Raw genomic sequence first — 19,806 nt, 5'->3', positions numbered from 1 at the left:
ACGTGCAGATGGATTTCATAACATAGAGAGCGTTTTTTTGCCTATACAACTAGCCGATGTGGTTGAAATAATTGATCACACCGATTTTTCGTTGTCTGTTTCTGGATTAGCAATTGATGGTGATGTAAAAGATAATTTATGCTATAAAGCTTTTAAATTGTTGCAAAACGAGTATGCAATTCCCAATGTAGCCGTGTATTTGCATAAGGTGGTGCCTATGGGAGCAGGATTGGGCGGAGGGTCGAGCAATGCGGCATTTATTCTCAAACTACTAAACGAAAAATTTAAATTGGGATTAAATGCTTCTCAGCGTAAAAGTTTTGCACTACAATTGGGCAGCGATTGCGCTTTTTTTATTGATAACAAAGCCTGTTATGCGCAGGGTAGGGGAGAATTAACCTCTGAAATTCAACTTGATCTTAGTATGTATAAAATAATGGTTGTGCATCCGGGAATTCATGTAAATACAGGTTGGGCGTATTCGCAACTAACTCCTAAGAGGTCAGAAGTTTCGCTATTGGATGTGCTGAAAAAAAATATAAAGGATTGGAACCAGCATCTAACAAATGATTTTGAAGCTCCAATTTTTTTGAAGTATCCGGAAATAAAAGAGATTAAAGAAACTTTCTATCGACACGGAGCAGTGTATGCATCTATGAGTGGGAGTGGGTCGGCTGTGTATGCGCTGTTTCCTGCTACACAGCAATTGACCATAAATTTTCCGGATCATTATTTTAGGTGGGAGGGGAATATTATTTCTTAAAATTTTGCAAATGAAAATAACTATTGGCTTTAATTTAGCCAACAGAAATGAATATAAATTAGATGGCGTATTCCATCTGGCAAACAAGAACAAATAAATCATACACATGAAAAAATATTTTTCAATCCTGCTTATATGTGCTGTTGTTGCTGCAATGTATTGGTTTAACCGAACAAAGGTTGTGGATGCACACGCTGTTGATGGTTTCTCTTCTCCATGGAGTAAAAAGACAGGACGAAAAGCCTATGAGTTGGAACGCTTGGTAGATCCTGCAACAGGAAAGATTCCCGCAGGTATTCGGGCAAAGGAATTAGCATATGCGGCTACACTTCCAAACGATTTGATGGCAGCTAGTTTTAAAAGCATGTCTTCTGCATCTTGGATAAACAGAGGCCCCTACAATGTAGGTGGTAGAACACGTGCTTTTGCTGTTGATGCGTCAAATAGCTCTGTGTTGCTTGCTGGCTCTGCTGCTGGAGGTTTATGGCGTTCTACCAATGCAGGGCAGAACTGGAATTGTGTTTCCGACAAATCGAAAAACATGGCCATTACGTGCATTGCACAAGACAAACGTATTGGTAAAACTAATGTTTGGTATAGTGGCACAGGAGAGGCGTATGGCGCATCGCCAAGTGGTGGTGGGGCGTATTATTTGGGTAATGGAATTTATAAATCTATTGATGGGGGTGTTAGTTGGAACCTATTGTCTGCAACATCTCCCAACTCACCACAAAGTTTTAATAACTATGGAGAATTGGTATGGAATGTAGCTACCAATCCGGCAGATTTAACAAACGATGCAGTGTTTGCTGCTTGTGTGGCAGGTATTTATAAATCGTTAGATGGCGGCACTACATGGACTCAGACAAAAGGAACTAGTTTATCCATAGGCTATTCCTATTTTACCGATGTGCAAGTAACTTCTACCGGAGTTATTTATGCAACCTTAAGTAGTGATGGCGGACAGAAGGGAATTTGGCGCAGTGCAAATAATGGCGCTAATTGGACAAATATTACACCTTCCAATTTTCCATCGGTGTACGATAGAATTGTAATTGGAATTTCTCCTGCTGACGAAAATCAAGTTTGGTTTTTGGCACATACACCCGGCTTTGGAGCGCCCGATACCAACTACTTGGGGGATGTTGAATGGAATAGCTTATGGAAGTACAAGTACCTTTCGGGCACAGGAGCAGCTAGTGGAGGTTTGTGGAATAATTATTCACAAAACTTGCCTTCTTCTTTTGGAGTTGGACCGTTCGATCAGTTTAGTGCACAAGGCGGATATGATTTAGTTGTAAAGGTAAAACCAAACGACACCAATGTTGTATTTATTGGTGGTACGAATGTTTATCGTTCTACCAATGGCTTTCAAGATAAAACGCAGATTGCCTACATTGGTGGATACAAGCCGGCTACCAACTTGCCAATTGTAGAAAGCTATATCAATCATCATCCTGATCAACATGTGTTGGAATTTTTACCGGGTAATCCAAATGTGTTGTATTCTGCACATGACGGGGGAATTTCTGTTACACAAAACTGTATGGCCAGTACGGTGGTTTGGTCGTCATTAAGCAACAGTTATATTACAAGTATGTTTTATACAGTTGCTATTGACCATGCAATGCCAAATAATCCAATTGTAATTGGAGGGTTGCAAGACAACGGTACACAATATACCAATAGTACTAATCCGCAAACCCTTTGGACGCAATCGCGCGGTGCAGACGGCTCGTATTGCGCTATTGCCGACAGCCAAAAAATGTATTACATGTCGATACAAAATGGCAAAATGATGAAAGGAACGCTGAACTCGAACGGAAATTTTCAAAACTTTGCCCGTATCGACCCAATTGGCGGAAAAAATTATTTATTTATCAATCCATATACACTCGACCCCAATAACAACAACATCATGTATTTGGCGGGAGGTAAAAATGTATGGCGAAACCACGATTTATCGCAAATACCGTTGTTAAATACATGGGATTCTGTACAAACCAATTGGACAATGTTTCCGGATACGGTTGCCGGAAATAATGTGCGCGTTTCTGCCATAACTGCTTGTAAAGTGCCTGCTAATAGGGTGTATTACGGAACAACCAACAGAAAAGTTTTTAGATTGGATTCGGCAAATGCCGGAACTCCCATCCCTAAAGACATTACAGGCACAGCGGTGAATGGAGCGCTTTTTCCAACAGGTAATGTGAGCTGCATTGCGGTAGACCCAAGAGATGGAAATAAAGTGATGGTGGCGTTTTCTAACTACAACGTGTACAGTGTTTTTTATTCTGATAATGGCGGAACTACCTGGACTAAAGCAGCCGGAAATTTAGAACAAAATGTAAATGGAACGGGCAATGGGCCTTCTGTTCGATGGTTGTCGATAATGCCGGTTGGGAATAAAACTGTTTATTGGGCTGCAACATCAACTGGCCTATACGCCACAGATACCTTGATGGGAACCTCTACTGTGTGGGTTCAGCAGGCGACTAATGAAATTGGAAATATGGTTTGTACAATGATTGATTACAGAGAGTCGGACGGATTAGTAGTGGTAGCAACACATGCACAAGGCGTTTTTTCGGCAAATATTACTTCGGTAAATGATATTTATACAGCTGTAGATTATCAAAAACAAGCACATTCAAACGAATTCAGTGTTGCTGTATTTCCTAATCCTACAGATGGGCTTTGCAGCGTATTTGTGCAGGATATAAACACGATATCGGAAATTGAGGTAAGCGTATTTGCGCTTGATGGTAAGCGTGTTTCTTATTCAAAGAGAAAAAATACAGACACTCATTTTGCAATTGATATCGATTTGCGTGCCTTCCCGGCAGGTATTTATAACCTACAGGTGTCGGATGGAAATAAAAGAAACACTACTAAAAAAATTGTAAAAAAATAAGAGGCTGCTTATGTATGCAATACTCTTAACTAGTAAGCAAATAAATCAAACTTTTTCATAAGTAGATTTATTTGCTTCTTTACCTCTTTTATTCTTGTTTCGTTTTCGTGATTCATTAATACTTCATCAATAAAATCAACAATTTTAGGAATGTCTTTTTCTTTTACTCCTCGTGTAGTAATAGCTGGAGTTCCAACACGAATGCCGGAAGTTACAAATGGAGATTTATCATCAAACGGAACCATGTTTTTGTTGATGGTAATATCTGCTTTTACAAGTACGTTTTCCGCCAACTTTCCGGTTAAATTTTTCGAACGTAAATCAATTAGCATACAATGATTATCTGTTCCGCCAGATACAACGGAATAACCTTTAGATACAAAACACTCCGCCATAATTCGAGCATTTTTTAGAACCTGCATGCTGTATTTAAAGAAACTATCATCTATTGCTTCTCCAAATGCAATTGCTTTTCCTGCTATAACGTGTTCCAGCGGACCACCTTGTGTGCCTGGGAAAACAGCACCATCTAATATAGCCGACATCATTTTTATTTCTCCTTTAGGAGTTGTTAATCCCCATGGATTTTCAAAGTCTTTGCCCATCATAATCATTCCACCGCGCGGCCCACGTAATGTTTTGTGAGTAGTGGTTGTAATAATATGGCAATGCGGAAGGGGGTCGTTTAATAATCCTTTTGCGATAAGCCCTGCAGGATGCGAAATGTCGGCCATTAATAAAGCACCAACAGAATCAGCAATTTTGCGCATGCGTTTAAAATCCCAATCACGCGAATAAGAAGATGCCCCTGCAATAATAAGTTTAGGCATTTCCTTTTTTGCAATGGCTTCAATTTTATTAAAATTTATTCTACCGGTATCTCGGTCAACTCCGTAAAACGTAGCTCTATATAATTTTCCGGAAAAATTTACCGGAGAACCATGCGTTAAATGCCCTCCATGTGATAAATCAAATCCAAGAATGGTATCTCCGGGCTTTAAACAAGCAAGCATAACTGCTGCATTCGCTTGTGCGCCTGAATGTGGTTGTACATTTACCCATTCCGCATTGAACAACGTTTTGGCTCTGTCAATTGCTAATTGCTCTACTTGATCTACAATTTCGCATCCGCCATAATATCGTTTACCCGGAAGACCTTCTGCATATTTGTTTGTAAGCACAGATCCCATAGCTTTCATTACACTGTCACTTACAAAGTTTTCAGATGCAATAAGCTCAATTCCGTGTGTTTGACGTTTTTTTTCTTGTGCTATTAAATTAAATATGGCAGTATCTTTTTGCATAACAAGTTTGTTTGAATCAAATTTAAAAAATTATTCCGTCACAATTTTATTTAAGAGAATCATTTATGAACCACTAAAAGTCAATTTCTCCTGCACCTTCTCGTATTACTTCTATATTTCCATCTATACAGCTCACTACGGTTGATGGTGTATTATTTCCAAATCCACCATCAATCACAATGTCAACGTGCTTTTCGTATTTTTTGTAAATTTCTTCGGGATCTGTGGTGAATTCTATTATCTCGTCATCATCGTGTAATGATGATGTAATAAGCGGTTGGTCGAGTAACGTAACAATATCTTTACAAATAATATTATTCGGAATTCTAATTCCGATAGTTTTTTTTGAATGCCTAAATATTTTGGGGATATTCGTGTTTGCTTCTAAAATAAAGGTGTACGGACCGGGCAGATGCTTTTTTAACAATTTAAATACTGTATTGCTAAACGGTTTGGTAAAATCAGATATGTGTGCTAAATCATTGAAAAGTATAGAAAAATTAGCCTTTTCGGGCTTTATTTTTTTTAGTTGACAAATTCTCTCGAAAGCTCTACTCTGATTAATATCACACCCAAATGCATAAACAGTGTCGGTAGGATAGATAATAACACCGCCACTTTGCAAACAATCCACCACCTGCTTAATTTTTCTTGTTTCAGGATTTTGAGGGTGTATGGAGAGGAGCATAAGTGAAATGTAAAATTAAGAATGTAAAATTAGGAATTAGTATTGCCGTTTGGATTAAGAATTTTGCATGCAATTCTTAATTTACAATTCTACATTTTTAATTTCCTATTTATTTCCTTTTGCGTAATCAGCCAAAAACTGCGCTAATCCATTATCCGTAAGAGGGTGCTTTAAAAGAGCCATAATAGCGCTTAGTGGGCAAGTTGCCACATCTGCACCAATTTTAGCGCAATCAACAATATGCATTGGATGACGCACAGATGCCGCTAATATTTGAGTTGCATATCCATAGTTATCGTAAACAAGTCGGATGTCTGAAATCAATTCAACACCATCGGTAGAAACATCATCTAAACGACCGATAAAAGGAGAAACGTACGTAGCACCTGCTTTGGCAGCCAAAAGTGCTTGTCCAACGGAAAACACTAGAGTACAGTTTGTTTTAATTCCTTTGTTGGTAAAGTATTTAATGGCTTTTATGCCATCTTTAATCATGGGAACTTTAACAACAATATTTTTATGAAGTTTAGCCAACGCTTCCCCTTCCTTAATAATTCCGGCATAATCCGTTGCAATAACCTCAGCACTTACATCGCCATCAACAATATTGCAAATGTCAACATAGTGCTTAATAATGTTATCGTGTCCGGTAATTCCTTCTTTAGCCATTAATGATGGATTTGTGGTAACACCATCTAAAACGCCTAAATCGTTAGCTTCCTTAATTTGAGCTAGGTTGGCTGTGTCTATAAAAAATTTCATGGTTTGATAGAATAATAAAGTTAAAAAAGAAGGGGTAAGCACCCTATATCGCACCGCTCAACCGTTTACCCTTGCTTTCTTCCGAATCTGGGGGAGTTCAACAGGAGCTGGTCGTATAAGACTTACCCCGTGCAAAAGTAATAAAATATCTCATTAAAAGAGAAATAATTACGCTTGAAATGTTATTTTTAGATAAAAATTAATAAAATTTGATAGCCATATTTCTCAAACTTAAACTAGAATGAAGAAAAGAGGGCCATCCCTAAAACAATTTTAAAATAAAATAGCTTCATATGAATCATTATTTAAAAGCAATTATCGGTTTTTGTTTGTTGCATTTGCTATTGGTAATTACCATATACCTATTAGGGCCAAGTGCCATGGGTAGTATGTGGTTAGGAATTGGAATGATGGTAATGTATATTGCCATTATGGTAGGCTTGGCTATTTGGTACAGAAAACAACTAGGTGGCTATGCCACACTTAAGCAGCTATTTGTTTTTCTTTTTGTAGTAATGATAGTGGGTGGAATATTTAGCGGACTTTTGAACTTGTTATTATACAATGTTATTGACCCTGAATTAGAAGCAAAAACAAAAGATGTAATGAAACAAGCCATGATTGAAAGGTTAGAAAAGTATGGTATGTCGGAAGATGTGATAGAAGAGTCTGTAAATAGAATAGATGAACAAGAGTTTGGCTCATTCAAAGCGTTATTAAATTCTTTATTTGGTGGTGCTATCATGGCTGCTATTTTTGGGGTAATTATCTCCTTAATATTTAGAAAAAATAAACCTGAATTTGTGGATGGTGAAGAAGCGCCAGTTATCGATTCTAATTTGAATTCCTAGTTAAATGGATATTTCAGTTGTAATACCTTTATATAATGAAGACGAGTCGCTGCCCGAGTTGCACGATTGGATAGTGCGAGTAATGAATGCAAATTCATTTTCGTACGAAATAATTTTTGTGGATGATGGGAGTAAAGACAATTCCTGGCAAGTAATAGAAAATTTACAGCAAAAAAATGCGCACGTAAAAGCAATAAAATTTAGAAGAAACTATGGTAAATCCGCAGCTTTAAATGTAGGGTTTGAAGCTGCCCAGGGAGATGTTGTAATTACAATGGATGCTGATTTGCAAGATAGTCCGGATGAAATACCCGGATTATTCAAAATGATAAAACAAGATGGATTTAATCTTGTATCTGGATGGAAGAAAAAAAGATATGATCCCATCACTAAAACAATTCCTACAAAACTATTTAATTGGGCAACACGCAAAATGTCAGGCATTCAATTAAACGATTTTAATTGTGGACTAAAAGCATACGAGCACAAGGTTGTGAAAAGTGTGGAGGTATATGGCGAAATGCATAGGTATATTCCTGTTCTAGCGAAGTGGGCCGGGTTTACTAAAATTGGAGAGCGCGAAGTGGCTCATCAATCTAGAAAGTACGGCACTACCAAGTTTGGTATGAGCCGATTTGTAAATGGATTTTTAGATTTACTGTCTATTATTTTTGTATCAAAATTTGGAAAAAGACCAATGCATCTTTTTGGTACCATAGGTTTGTTTTCCTTTTTTGTAGGCGGTCTAGTTTCTGTATGGCTTATAGCAGAGAAGCTAATTAAAATTTCTCAGCACCTTATACCTAGAGATGTTACAGACCAACCATTGTTCTATTTGGCTTTGGTAGCAATGATTATAGGTACTCAATTATTTTTAACAGGTTTTTTGGCAGAGTTAGTGGCAAGAAATTCTAGCGAACGAAATAAATATTTAATAGATAAAACTATCTAACATCCATAAATAAATTAGATGAAAAAACAATTACTCGTTGTACTTATAGCAAGTATATTTTTATTCTCGTGTACAAAAAATAAGGAACCTTTATCTTGGGATACCGGAATATTAGCGCCAATACTTACATCGTCTATGAATATTGATAATATACTTATAGATACGCTTGTACACTTAAATTCCGACAATTCGATTAGTATAGTGTATAGTAGTAAGTTGTATAATTTGAATATCGATACAGTTTTGAATTTGCCTGATACCGGTATTCGTGCGGCTTTCCCGCCATCGCCTATTTTATTTGCAATGCCTTTAGATACAGGATATTCATTTGTTAATATTGCCAAGTCGGCACAGTATCAATTGGGAGATGTACAACTCAAAAGAGCAATTTTAAAATCAGAGGATATTGTAATAAATGCTGTAAATGGTTTTGATGCCAAAGTAAAAGTTAGATACGAAATGCCTAATGTAAAGTTAAACGGAGTTTCTTTTAATATTGTTGATACCATACCTGGCGCAAATGGATCTTCTCCCGGAGTTTTTAATAAAACGTATAGTTTGGCCGGTTATGAGGTAGATTTTACTGCTTCTCAACCTGCACAATACAATATTGTGCAAACAGTTATTGGAGCGGTAACTACAGAAACATGTATTGCTAACCCTGGAGATAGTATAGTAATCAATACTAGATACACAAATATAAAAGCAGATTATGCTTATGGTTATTTTGGTCAAGATACCTTATCTGTAGGGCCAAGTGAGACAACGATTGGTCTATTTAAAAAAGTAAAAGGAGGCTCGCTGAGCTTAGAAGATGCAAAAGTATATTTTACAATCGAAAATTATTTAGGATTGAATGCATTTGTAAATATATCACAGATGTATTCTAAAAATACAACAACCAATACTACGGTAAATCTTTCGGCATCTTCTATTATTAATAATCAACTTAATATTACACGTGCAACTGAAAACCCATTGGTGTCAACGGTTGTAACTAGAACTTTAAATTCTACTAACTCAAATATAAAAGCATTACTGAATAATCTTCCAGATAAAATGGGATACCAATTAGATGTATATACCAATCCTTTTGGGCCACAATTCGGAGATAATTTTATTTATTCGGGGAATACGTTTAATGCCAATGTTGATATAGAAATTCCGGTTTCTTTGTATGCTAATAACTTATGGTTGGTAGATACAGTTGATTTTACGCTATCTGCAGGCGAGTTGTCTGAAAAAATAAATAATGGAGTTGTTTCAATGTATGTGGATAACGGATTTCCGTATAGTGCAAAGCTGCAAATGTATTTGCTAGATGAAATGGGAACAACAATAGACTCGCTATATGCTGCAAACTCTATCATTCAGCCCGGTATAATGAATTCGGCTAATAAAGTTGTGGCTAAAAAGTTTACGAAAATAGATTTTCCGCTAACAGCAACGAAGCTGGATAATATGTCTAAAGCAAAACGAATGATCATATCTACAGTGTTAAATACTGCTAGTCAACCACAGTATGTAAAAGTGTATAGTGATTATTCTATTGATGTAAAAATGGTAGCCGATTTTGATTATAGAGTTTCAATGGGTAAGTAAAACGTTCAAAAAAAAGAAAAGTGAAAAAATATATTTTTGGTTTTTTGTTATTCTCCAGTTTGTTTTCAAACGCTCAGTTGTTCGACTATTTGCCCGATACAGCCTCCATTGCTCGTCCACTAAAAGGCTTTGCGAATTTTGACTTAGGATATTTTGTACAAACAAATTCACTTGATAAAGGATTTTTAGAAACAATGATAGAGGGCGGTTATTTAGACGATAATTTCAAGAAAACTACATTGGCTGCTGTAGAACACCGCATGAGATTGGGTGCCATGGTTAATATAAGTTACAATCGAGGTGCTAAAATCAACGATAAATTTGGTGCATTTATCGCAGTTCAAAACAAAACTTTTTTCAATACTACTTTAAGTTCAGATTTACTTCGCTTAATTTTTTATGGAAATAAAGCATTTGACGGACGTACTGCGAATATGAATGGGTTTTCCATTAACGCCATGAATTACTTAAAAGCTGGTGGTGGGGTTTATACATCGCTATTAACAAAAAACAAAGAAGGGCGATTTGGCATTGGAGCCTATTATGTATTAGGATATCATCATACTTCATTTACTGCTAAAACATTTGAGTTAACTACAGGAGACAATGGTTTTTATATTGACATGAAAGCCGACATGGATTTGAAAACAACAATTCCTGATTCCGGTGCATTTAAACTACCTGCCGGTAAAGGCTTTTGTGCTGATTTGTTTTACGAGACTTTTTTTACAGTAGATAAAGGAAAGGGAATGTTTCAAATTGGCGTGTATGATATAGGAACTATTAAATGGGGCGATAATTCAACAACCTATAAAGTAGATACTACCTTTCATTACCAAGGAGTAGAAGTAGAAAATATTTTTAAAATAGGTAGCTCATCTTTTAATGGAGCCAGTTCAGATTCACTGATAAATAAAATTTTCGATAAAAAATCAGGTTCGTATTCAACTATTTTGCCAGCCGAATTACGAGCTAGTGTATATTTACCAATTCATTCGAAAGTATATTTAAGTACCACAGTTAGGTATTTTTACAATTCGAACTTTAAGACTCAATTTATAGCAGGTGTAAACTACAAAGCTCTTAAATGGCTTATGGTAGATGCAGGAGCCGGCTTTGGCGGTTACGGCTCATCCACTGTTTCTTTGGGTGTAACAGCATCCATTAAGCAGAAAACTTTTTTTAGAATTCGAGCAACCAATTTGGAAGGATATTTTGCAAAAACAGCGCAAGCACAAGGTGCAACATTTTCTATTGCGCGTTTAATTAGATAAAATTAAAGCTATGTATAGAATTCTTTTTTTTGTATGTCTTTCATCTTCTTTTTTTGCGCAAGATAATTTTTTAAAGGCTTTTGGTGGCGCCAACAATGATTTTGGAAGAGGTGTGGTGCAAACCTTTGATAAAGGGTATGCTATAATTGGTATTACATCTAGTTTTGGTGGCGTAACGGATGCGTACCTTATAAAAACGGATTCGGTTGGTACTATGCAGTGGCAAAAAAATATTGGAGGCTTCAATGTAGATGTGGGCAACGAAATTATTCAGACTCCAGATAGTGGTTTTGCTTTTGTTGGACACACCAGTAGTATAGGCAACGGTGCGTATGATTTTTATTTAGTAAAAACAGATAAGAACGGCAATACACAGTGGAGTAGAGCATACGGAGGTAGTAGTTGGGATTTTGGCTATAGTCTTGCTGCTACTAGCGATGGTGGTTATGCACTTGTTGGAAAAACATACAGCTTTGGAAATGGAAATGCGGACATCTATTTTGTAAAGACAGATGCAAATGGAGATACGTTATTTACTAAGTTTTTTGGAAAAGGGAATGAAGAGCAAGCTAATTCTGTAGTTGCAACTTCAGATGGAGGCTATTTTATTTCGGGATTCAGTAAAAGTTTTAGCGGGAGTACGTCTCAATTTTATTATTTAAAATTAGATGCAAATGGTAATGATTTATGGAAGAAAAATTGGGGAGGTTCGGGCGAGAACATTATTTCACAAGCATTGCAAACACCGGATGGAGGATATGCCATGATAGGTACCTATTCTAATCCATTAACCAATGGAAAAAAAGGATCAATGCTAATTAAATTAAATGCATCGGGAGACACATTATGGACTAGGTCGGAGGTAAAGGTAAATGAAACATTTACCGGTAATTCGGTGTGCTTGAATGCAAAAGGTGGTTATACTTGGGTTGGTATCGCAGATTTTGACCCTTACTTTGGAATTGATGTTAATTTGCATGAAGTAGATGGAAATGGTGATGATTTTAGCGGTACAACTAGTGTTATAAAGGGTGAAAATGATACAGACATACCGTATGCTGTTAAACTTACATCTGACAGTGGTTATATTGTAGTTGGAGAAACAAATAGTGAAGGAGCTGGAGGGTATGATGTTTTTTTATTAAAGTTTAATAAGCAGCTGCAAGCTCCTGCTTATAGCTTGCTTTCTGTTGGAGAGCAAAATAAAGTAGAGGCTGTTCTAGTATATCCAAGCCCGGCAACTAGTATAATTAATTTTTCTGGAAAAGATTTAATTGGTACTTATTCTATTGCAATTTATTCTGTTTTGGGAGAGCTTGTTTCAGTTACAGATAACAAACCTACAGTAGAGTTGTCTAGTTTGCCCGCAGGATTATACAATTTTCAAGTATTTAATTCTACAAAAGGGACTTCTTCTTTCGGAAAATTTATAAAAGAGTAATTGTAATCAAAGCTCAAGTAAAGAGATACGAAGCATCCAAATGGTTGGTTGAAAAGTGGCTTGAATGGAATAATCTAATAAAGCTCTTATTGAAAACTTTTAAACAGGTCGGTGAGGTATTGATCTGTTACCTTTTTGTAATCTTTAGAAATTTCAAACTGATCATCTTTTATACTGTTTTGTGTTACAGTTTTAGCAGTAAATCGCAATTCAAAGCCGTATCTAACAATTTGATACTCCATTAAAACACCCTCAATATCCTTGAATGGAGAGCTCCAATTAGGAGCTTCTATATCTATATCATTGGTGTAGTAAATATCAAACGATTGATTCTTGGGATCCTCAAAAACAATTGTAGTTTTTTTACACTTAAAACCTGCAATAATTTTTGTTTCATTACTTGGCTTTAGCGTAAATTTTGGGAAAGCTTTGTTTTCCTTTTTTAGCGCAATAGTATCGTAAATATGGTAGTATTTTTGGTTAACAATTCGTACTTGCTGAGTAAAGGTTTTTTTCTGAGGATTAGAAATAAAAGCCATGTTTAGCATTCCCATACCTGCAGAAAGTTCTCCTTTGCATTTAGAGTCTTTAAACTTGAAAATCATTTTTGTTGGAGAATAGGCAGCAAGCGGATTGTTTACATCAATTGGGCGAGCATCGTATTCAATTGTACCTTCTCTAATTCCTTTTCCGCCACCTTTTCCATCACACCCAACTAGCAAGGCAAGTGATGTAATAAAAAATACAGATAGGCCTAAAACAACAAGCCTTGATTTTTGCATATAATACTCGGAGCTAGTTACCCTTAAAAATAATCATTTTTACGAAATAAGAAACTTTTAATTGCGATTAGTTCGCTAATGCTAAAATTATTTAGTTAGTTTTTTATAAGCTTCTATGGCTGGTGTAAAAGTGGGGTTTAATCGTAATGTATTCTGAAGGTCGGCAAGGGTTTGTTTGTTATTTCCCAGCTCCTGGTAGCAAAGTGCTCTTGCATAGTACGCTTTAAAATCGGTGGAGTCAAACCGAATTACATCGTTAAAATAGGTAATTGCATTGGCATAGTTCCTGTTTTGCAACAACTGCATTGCACCCAAATTATACAAGGAGTTAGTATGTTGAGGGTAGTGAAAAAGTAATTTTTTATACAAGGAGTCTGCTGTTTTATAATCTCCGGCATCTTGGTAAAATAGTGCTCTGTCGTATAGTGCATCTTGATTAGTGGGTTGTATGCGCAAGGCATTGTTGTAATAGTCTAATGCTAGTGGATTATTTTTTGTGGCAAATAGCAATCCCAATTCCATATAGGCATGAAAATATTCGGGGTCTTGCTCTACAGCAGTTTGCAAGCTAGATATTGCTTTGGTGGTGTCGCCAAGTTCTTTAAAATTCAATCCTTTTAAAAAGTATCCTTTAGAATAGTATTGGTCTATTTTAAGGGCTTTATTTATCAATTCAATTGATTCTGAATATTTGCGAACATAAAAAAATAGTTCGGCCAATTTTATGAGAGCCTCAATACTTTCGGGATTTTTTTTAATACATAATTCGAGCGTAGCTTTTGTTTGGCTTGTTTTATTTATTTTAAAATAGATGTCGGAAAGTAGTAAATAGCTTTTTATATTTCCGCTATCAAGTTTTATTGATCGCTGTAAATCTGCAATGGCTGCTGGATTGTCGTTTTTGTCGAAATAAGCTTGCGCTCTTTTGTGGTAAAGAGTAGAGTTGTTGGGTCTATTAAGAATTTCTTTGTTAAGTGCCTCAATTGATAATTGGGTAGAGTCTATATTTGTATCAACAGGTGTTTTGGTTGAATTGGTGTTGCATCCACTTACTACTAAAATGAATAGCAGGCAATAAATAATTTGTTTGATTTTAAACATAAAAAAATCCCGATAATTAATACTCATATAATTATCGGGATTTTTAAATTAAGAAACAATTTAAAGTTATTCAGCTACCACCACAGCTTCTTCAGATTTTAGTAGTGCCGTTTTTATTTTTCTTTCTATTTCTTCTGCTAATTCTACATTATCCGCAAATACAGACTTCACAGAATCTCTACCTTGACCAAGTTTGGTGTCTTCATAGCTAAACCATGATCCGCTCTTTTTGATAATATTTAATTCAACTCCCATATCAATAACTTCGCCTACTTTCGAAATTCCTTCTCCAAAAATGATGTCGAATTCGGCCATTCTAAATGGAGGAGCTACTTTGTTTTTTACCACTTTAACTCTCGATCTGTTCCCAACAGCGGTTTCACCTTCTTTTATCTGGCCAACTCGTCTGATATCCAAACGTACCGAAGCATAAAATTTAAGAGCATTTCCTCCTGTTGTAGTTTCCGGATTGCCAAACATAACACCAATTTTTTCGCGCAACTGATTAATGAAAATGCAGCAACAGCCGGTTCTGTTAATACTAGCAGTAAGTTTTCTTAACGCTTGTGACATTAAACGAGCTTGAAGTCCCATTTTAGATTCGCCCATTTCTCCTTCAATTTCAGCTTTAGGAGTAAGTGCTGCAACCGAGTCAATAACAATAATATCAATAGCTCCGGAGCGAATTAGGTTTTCTGCAATTTCTAATGCTTGTTCGCCATTATCAGGTTGAGATATTAAAAGACTTTCAATATCTACACCTAATTTTTGTGCATATACTCTATCAAAAGCATGTTCCGCATCTATAAATGCAGCAATGCCACCGGTTTTTTGAACTTCAGCAATAGCATGAATTGACAATGTTGTCTTTCCTGATGATTCAGGCCCATAAATTTCAATTATTCTTCCCTTGGGATATCCGCCAATGCCTAATGCAACATCCAAACCTAGTGATCCGGTAGGAATTACTTCAACTTGCTCTACGGCAGTGTCTCCAAGCTTCATAATTGTGCCTTTCCCGTACGTTTTTTCTAGCTTGTCAATTGTCATTTGTAAAGCTTTCAACTTTTCTTTGTTGTTCTCTTTTGTTTCTTTTACTTCTTTGCTCATTTTATTTTGTTTTAATTGTTACTTATTTGGGTTACCGGTTCGTTGGTTAATCTGTTTTTTTTAGAAAGTTGTTTTTAAAATTCAGAAATCTGTTTGGAATGGTTTTTAGTATCCACTTCTGTTATAATATTTTCTATAATTCCTTTTTCCGAAATGATAAAAGTATAACGCATAATTCCCATATATTTTTTACCATACATAGATTTTTCTCCCCATGCTCCATAGCTTGTAATCATTTCTTTTTCGGTGTCGGCAAGTAGCATAAATGGTAATTCGTATTTACTTATGAAGCCTTTGTGTGCTTTTTCGCTATCGGCACTAACCCCTAATATCTCGTAGCCTTGCTTTTGTAAAGCAGAGTAGTTGTCTTTTAAATTGCAAGCTTGCGCTGTACAACCGGGAGTGTTGTCTTTTGGGTAAAAATAAATTATCAACTTTTTCCCTTTAAATTCTTTTAGCGAAACTACCTTGCCTTCTTGATTTTTTATGGAAAAATCAGGAGCTTTTTGTCCAACTTTTAAATGCGTATAAATTTGTTTACTTGCTTTTGTCATTTTTCAAATTTTGTTATTGTCTAATAACAAAGAAATGTGCTGATGTGTTGTACAAATAACACAAAACTTTGTTGTTTCCCAAGTTAAGTTTTCAGCAGTTTTAAACTGTTTTTTGCAAAATATTTGCAATAGGGTTTTAACTCACATTCGTTGCATTTTGGGCTACGGGCAATGCATACATACCTGCCATGCAGGATAAGCCAATGATGAGCCGTTGCTATTAAATGTTCGGGAATATATTTAACTAGCTGTTTTTCTGTTGCCAATGGAGTTTTTGCATTGTTTGTTAGTCCTAACCGCTCCGATACTCTAAATACATGCGTATCAACTGCCATGGCAGGTTTTGCATATACCACAGAAGCTATAACATTAGCTGTTTTGCGACCAACACCCGGTAATTTTTGCAGGTCGTTTATATCAGATGGAACTTTGTTTTTAAATTCATGCACCAACATATTTGCCATACCAACAAGGTGTTTTGCCTTATTGTTAGGGTAACTAATACTTTTGATATAGGTAAAAACCTCCTCCGAAGATGCTGTTGCAAGCGCTTTTGCGTTTGGAAATTGCTTGAACAGGGCAGGAGTTACCATATTTACCCTCTTATCTGTACACTGTGCAGATAAGATAACAGCAACCAAAAGTTGAAACGGATTTGTGTAATGTAGCTCCGTTTCCGCAGTGGGATTGTTTTTTTGAAAGTAATTTAAAATTTTTTCGAAGCGCTCTTGCTTTTGCATAAAACAAAAGTAGCACGAAAAACCATTGCTTAAAAATTTTTAATCAAATTGCTTAATTTTTTAGCAATTCAATTGTGCCTAGTTGACTCGTTTTAATAATAGACAGCGCTTTCGAATAATTTAAAATATTCCTAATTGTGTGTAAATGAGGTGTTAATTCATTTTTTGAAGAGTTGGATGTCGGTTGGCTTATTAAGTTGCTCGGAGTAATTGTTTTATTCATTTATTAAGTAGTTTTAGTTTCAATAATGAATCGGTTTAAAGGGTGATAAAAGTCTTATTTTTACTAATAAACGCTAAAAATGCACTAATATTATTTTATTCTGTAAAAAAACTAATGCAACTTTTTTTACCTATATTGCATCTTAAATGAAAATGGTAAATATGAACAAATTTTTCAGTGTCGTTTTTTTGCTAGTGTCTCTAGTAGCAAAAGCTCAAACATGGCAGCAAATTATTAAAAATCAAGGAGATACAATTGGGTTGTACAATGCATTAGTTAAAGGAGGAGTACCACAGAATGAGTATGCAGGAATAATTAAGTCTAAGTTATTTAGACTATCAAATCCAAACTATTATCAACCATTTACTGTTCCATCTTACAAAACATCAGATACAAATTCTACATGTACGAATGCCGGTTTTGAAGATAGCACTTTTGCTGGTTGGAGTGGGAGAACGGGCTATACACCTGCTTACGGAACATGTTGTAATACAAATGGCTTTGTTTCAAATAGACATACAATTATGTTTGGTTCTGCAATGGATCCCAATGCGCCTGCAATTCCCGTTGTAAACCCTAATGGAGGGAAGTATTCTATAAGATTAGGAAATGATAATTATGGGGGAGAAGCGGAACAGCTTTCTCAAACATTTATGGTTACTGCCGACAAAAAAAGTTTTACCTATAGCTATGCTTTAGTATTGGAAGATCCTAGCCACACCTTAAATATTCAACCGTACTTTGAGGCTGTGATGCTTGATCAAAATAAAGACACCATTCCTTGTTCTTATTATAGAGTTGCCGGAGGATATAATATTGAAGGTATAGATTCTGTTTTTTATACAGGTGGTTTTTTTGCCGGAGTAATTTACAAAAACTGGACAGATGTGAGTTTAGACTTAACAGATTATATCGGAACAAATGTTACTATTCAGTTTACTACTGCAGATTGCGACTGGGGTGGTCATTATGGTTATGTATATTTAGACACTAAGTGTGACGACTCTGGATTAATACCCCCTTATTTTTGTAAGGGTGACACTTTAATAAGTTTTTCTGCTCCGAGTGGCTATCAAAGCTATGAGTGGAAAAAAAATTATACTCAAACTATAGGTACTACGCAAACTATTGATATTATTGATCCGCAAGAAGATGATGTATATGAAGTGTACTTAACACCCTTTAAAACGGGATTAGATTCCTGTGCATTTAAATTATCACATATACTAAAAACGAATCCTCATCCTGTATTACCAGATTATTTATTAAAGCAAAACGTAATTACTGCTAATGCAGATAAGATGAATGATAAAATGGAAACGGATAGATTTATGTACACGGACAAATTTTCAATAAAAATATATAATAGATGGGGTAAGCTTGTTTTTGAATCGGAAGATTATAAAAAGGAATGGGACTGTAATGATTCAGGTGCCGGCACATATTATTTTCATGCAATTTTTACCAATACTTGCTATCCCGACAAAGATCCTGTGGAAAGCAAAGGTTATGTAACTGTTATAAAATAATATAAATTTGATTTGCGAAATAGTTTAAATTTAAAATTGTAAGTATGGTGCGTTTTATTGTTTCTTTTTGTGTTGTAACATTTTTTTACTCTCAATTAGTTGCTCAAACATGGCAACAAATAATAACTAATCAAAACGATACAATCGGTTTGTATAATGCATTGGTTAAGTCGGGCTTGGATAAAAGCGAGTTTGATGGAATTATTCGGTCTAAATTGTATACAATCAATCACCCCAGTGTTCAAATTACAAGTAAAGGAGCGTCATTTAAAATTTCAGATACCAATTCAACTTGTGTAAATATGGATTTTGAAGATAGTACATATACCGGTTGGTCTGGTAGAAAAGGCTTTCATCCTTTGATAAATCCTGGATGCTGCGCTCAGCAAGGTTTTTTTGTAAATAGCCATACGATTGTAGTTGGAGGAACAGATCCTACAGGAGGATTTCCGAGAGTTGCTCCTGGGGGAACAGCATCTTTTATGCTTGGCTCTACAGTTACCGGAGGAATAGCAGAGCAGTTAAAGCAAACATTTATGGTTAATGCAGATAACAAGGCATTTACTTATAGTTATGCTGTTGTGCTGCAAGATCCACAACATTTACCAACAGAGCAACCATTTTTTGAAATTATAATGTATGACCAAAATGGAGATACAATTCCATGTTCTTACTATCGTGTTTCTGCTGGACAGAACATACCTGGATTTGTAACTGTTGGAAGTAGCTTCAATACAATTATATACAAATCATGGTCGGATGTAAGTCTTGATTTAACAGACTATTTGGGTCAGAATGTAACAATTCAGTTTACGACATCCGATTGTTCTCCTACTGGTCATTATGCCTATGCCTATATAGATTGTAAATGTTTTAACTCAGAATTACCTGCTCCTTATTTTTGTAAAGGAGATACGTTAATTAGTTTTACAGCCCCTAGCGGATACCAAAGCTATGAGTGGAAAAGAAATTATACTCAAACAATAGCTCTTACACAAACTGTTGATATTATTGATCCTCAAGAAAATGATGTTTATGAAGTGTATTTAACACCATTTAGCACAGGGCAAGATTCTTGTGCGTTTAAATTATCTCACATACTAAAAACTAATCCTCATCCTGTATTACCAGATTATTTATTAAAGCAAAACGTAATTACTGCTAATGCAGATAAGATGAATGATAAAATGGAAACGGATAGATTTATGTACACGGA

18 protein-coding genes and 1 other RNA gene are annotated in these 19,806 nt (G+C 35.7%); 9 read left to right on the top strand and 10 right to left on the bottom strand.

Features of this window, described 5'->3' with window-relative positions; translation table 11 throughout:
- Together J0M08_13645 and J0M08_13640 are read left to right on the top strand one after the other, a co-directional pair.
- Window positions 1–763 (top strand): 4-(cytidine 5'-diphospho)-2-C-methyl-D-erythritol kinase (locus tag J0M08_13645; GenBank protein MBN8704106.1); only part of this gene is annotated, 763 nt, incomplete at its 5' end.
- 106 nt (window positions 764–869) lie between these two features.
- Window positions 870–3,677 (top strand): T9SS type A sorting domain-containing protein, encoded by a 2,808-nt coding sequence (locus tag J0M08_13640; GenBank protein MBN8704105.1) that lies wholly within the window; start codon window positions 870–872, stop codon window positions 3,675–3,677.
- Between the two features lie 29 nt (window positions 3,678–3,706).
- Here J0M08_13640 and J0M08_13635 read toward each other — a convergent pair whose 3' ends face one another.
- From J0M08_13635 to ffs, 4 genes are all read right to left on the bottom strand, one after another.
- Entirely contained in the window at window positions 3,707–4,981 is a 1,275-nt protein-coding gene (locus tag J0M08_13635) for a serine hydroxymethyltransferase (protein ID MBN8704104.1), read from the bottom strand.
- A 73-nt stretch (window positions 4,982–5,054) separates the two neighbouring features.
- Window positions 5,055–5,669: a threonylcarbamoyl-AMP synthase gene (locus tag J0M08_13630; GenBank protein ID MBN8704103.1), complete on the bottom strand. Its 615-nt coding sequence runs from the start codon at window positions 5,667–5,669 to the stop codon at window positions 5,055–5,057.
- Window positions 5,670–5,774: 105 nt separating this feature from the next.
- On the bottom strand, window positions 5,775–6,431 hold the full coding sequence (gene fsa / locus J0M08_13625) for a fructose-6-phosphate aldolase (protein MBN8704102.1): 657 nt from the start codon (window positions 6,429–6,431) through the stop codon (window positions 5,775–5,777).
- A gap of 29 nt (window positions 6,432–6,460) precedes the next feature.
- An RNA gene (ffs, locus tag J0M08_13620) (signal recognition particle sRNA small type) lies at window positions 6,461–6,559 on the bottom strand.
- Between the two features lie 165 nt (window positions 6,560–6,724).
- Here ffs and J0M08_13615 point away from each other — a divergent pair.
- Genes J0M08_13615 through J0M08_13595 form a run of 5 tightly spaced genes read left to right on the top strand, consistent with a single transcriptional unit; the run spans window position 6,725 to window position 12,551 of the window.
- Window positions 6,725–7,282: a DUF4199 domain-containing protein gene (locus tag J0M08_13615; protein MBN8704101.1), complete on the top strand. Its 558-nt coding sequence runs from the start codon at window positions 6,725–6,727 to the stop codon at window positions 7,280–7,282.
- Between the two features lie 4 nt (window positions 7,283–7,286).
- Entirely contained in the window at window positions 7,287–8,234 is a 948-nt protein-coding gene (locus tag J0M08_13610; protein ID MBN8704100.1) for a glycosyltransferase family 2 protein, read from the top strand.
- An 18-nt stretch (window positions 8,235–8,252) separates the two neighbouring features.
- Window positions 8,253–9,836: a hypothetical protein gene (locus J0M08_13605; GenBank protein ID MBN8704099.1), complete on the top strand. Its 1,584-nt coding sequence runs from the start codon at window positions 8,253–8,255 to the stop codon at window positions 9,834–9,836.
- Between the two features lie 20 nt (window positions 9,837–9,856).
- Entirely contained in the window at window positions 9,857–11,110 is a 1,254-nt protein-coding gene (locus tag J0M08_13600) for a hypothetical protein (protein MBN8704098.1), read from the top strand.
- A gap of 10 nt (window positions 11,111–11,120) precedes the next feature.
- On the top strand, window positions 11,121–12,551 hold the full coding sequence (locus J0M08_13595) for a T9SS type A sorting domain-containing protein (protein ID MBN8704097.1): 1,431 nt from the start codon (window positions 11,121–11,123) through the stop codon (window positions 12,549–12,551).
- A gap of 86 nt (window positions 12,552–12,637) precedes the next feature.
- Here the strand turns inward: J0M08_13595 and J0M08_13590 are convergent, their stop codons facing one another.
- From J0M08_13590 to J0M08_13565, 6 genes are all read right to left on the bottom strand, one after another.
- Entirely contained in the window at window positions 12,638–13,333 is a 696-nt protein-coding gene (locus J0M08_13590; protein MBN8704096.1) for a hypothetical protein, read from the bottom strand.
- An 87-nt stretch (window positions 13,334–13,420) separates the two neighbouring features.
- Entirely contained in the window at window positions 13,421–14,434 is a 1,014-nt protein-coding gene (locus tag J0M08_13585) for a tetratricopeptide repeat protein (GenBank protein ID MBN8704095.1), read from the bottom strand.
- A gap of 66 nt (window positions 14,435–14,500) precedes the next feature.
- On the bottom strand, window positions 14,501–15,544 hold the full coding sequence (gene recA, locus J0M08_13580; protein ID MBN8704094.1) for a recombinase RecA: 1,044 nt from the start codon (window positions 15,542–15,544) through the stop codon (window positions 14,501–14,503).
- 74 nt (window positions 15,545–15,618) lie between these two features.
- Window positions 15,619–16,098, bottom strand: a complete 480-nt coding sequence (bcp, locus tag J0M08_13575) for a thioredoxin-dependent thiol peroxidase (GenBank protein ID MBN8704093.1) — start codon at window positions 16,096–16,098, stop codon at window positions 15,619–15,621.
- Between the two features lie 83 nt (window positions 16,099–16,181).
- Complete coding sequence (gene nth / locus J0M08_13570; GenBank protein ID MBN8704092.1) at window positions 16,182–16,838, bottom strand: endonuclease III; 657 nt, start codon at window positions 16,836–16,838, stop codon at window positions 16,182–16,184.
- A gap of 52 nt (window positions 16,839–16,890) precedes the next feature.
- Entirely contained in the window at window positions 16,891–17,061 is a 171-nt protein-coding gene (locus J0M08_13565; GenBank protein MBN8704091.1) for a hypothetical protein, read from the bottom strand.
- 161 nt (window positions 17,062–17,222) lie between these two features.
- Here J0M08_13565 and J0M08_13560 point away from each other — a divergent pair, with 161 nt between their 5' ends.
- Window positions 17,223–18,590, top strand: a complete 1,368-nt coding sequence (locus J0M08_13560) for a gliding motility-associated C-terminal domain-containing protein (protein MBN8704090.1) — start codon at window positions 17,223–17,225, stop codon at window positions 18,588–18,590.
- A 44-nt stretch (window positions 18,591–18,634) separates the two neighbouring features.
- A partial coding sequence (locus J0M08_13555; GenBank protein ID MBN8704089.1) for a hypothetical protein occupies window positions 18,635–19,806 on the top strand: 1,172 nt, incomplete at its 3' end.

It is taken from the genome of Bacteroidota bacterium (assembly GCA_017303975.1).
Lineage (GTDB): Bacteria > Bacteroidota > Bacteroidia > JAFLBG01 > JAFLBG01 > JAFLBG01.
Note: the sequence above shows the minus strand (reverse complement) of the source record. Positions and strands in the feature narration are given on the sequence as shown.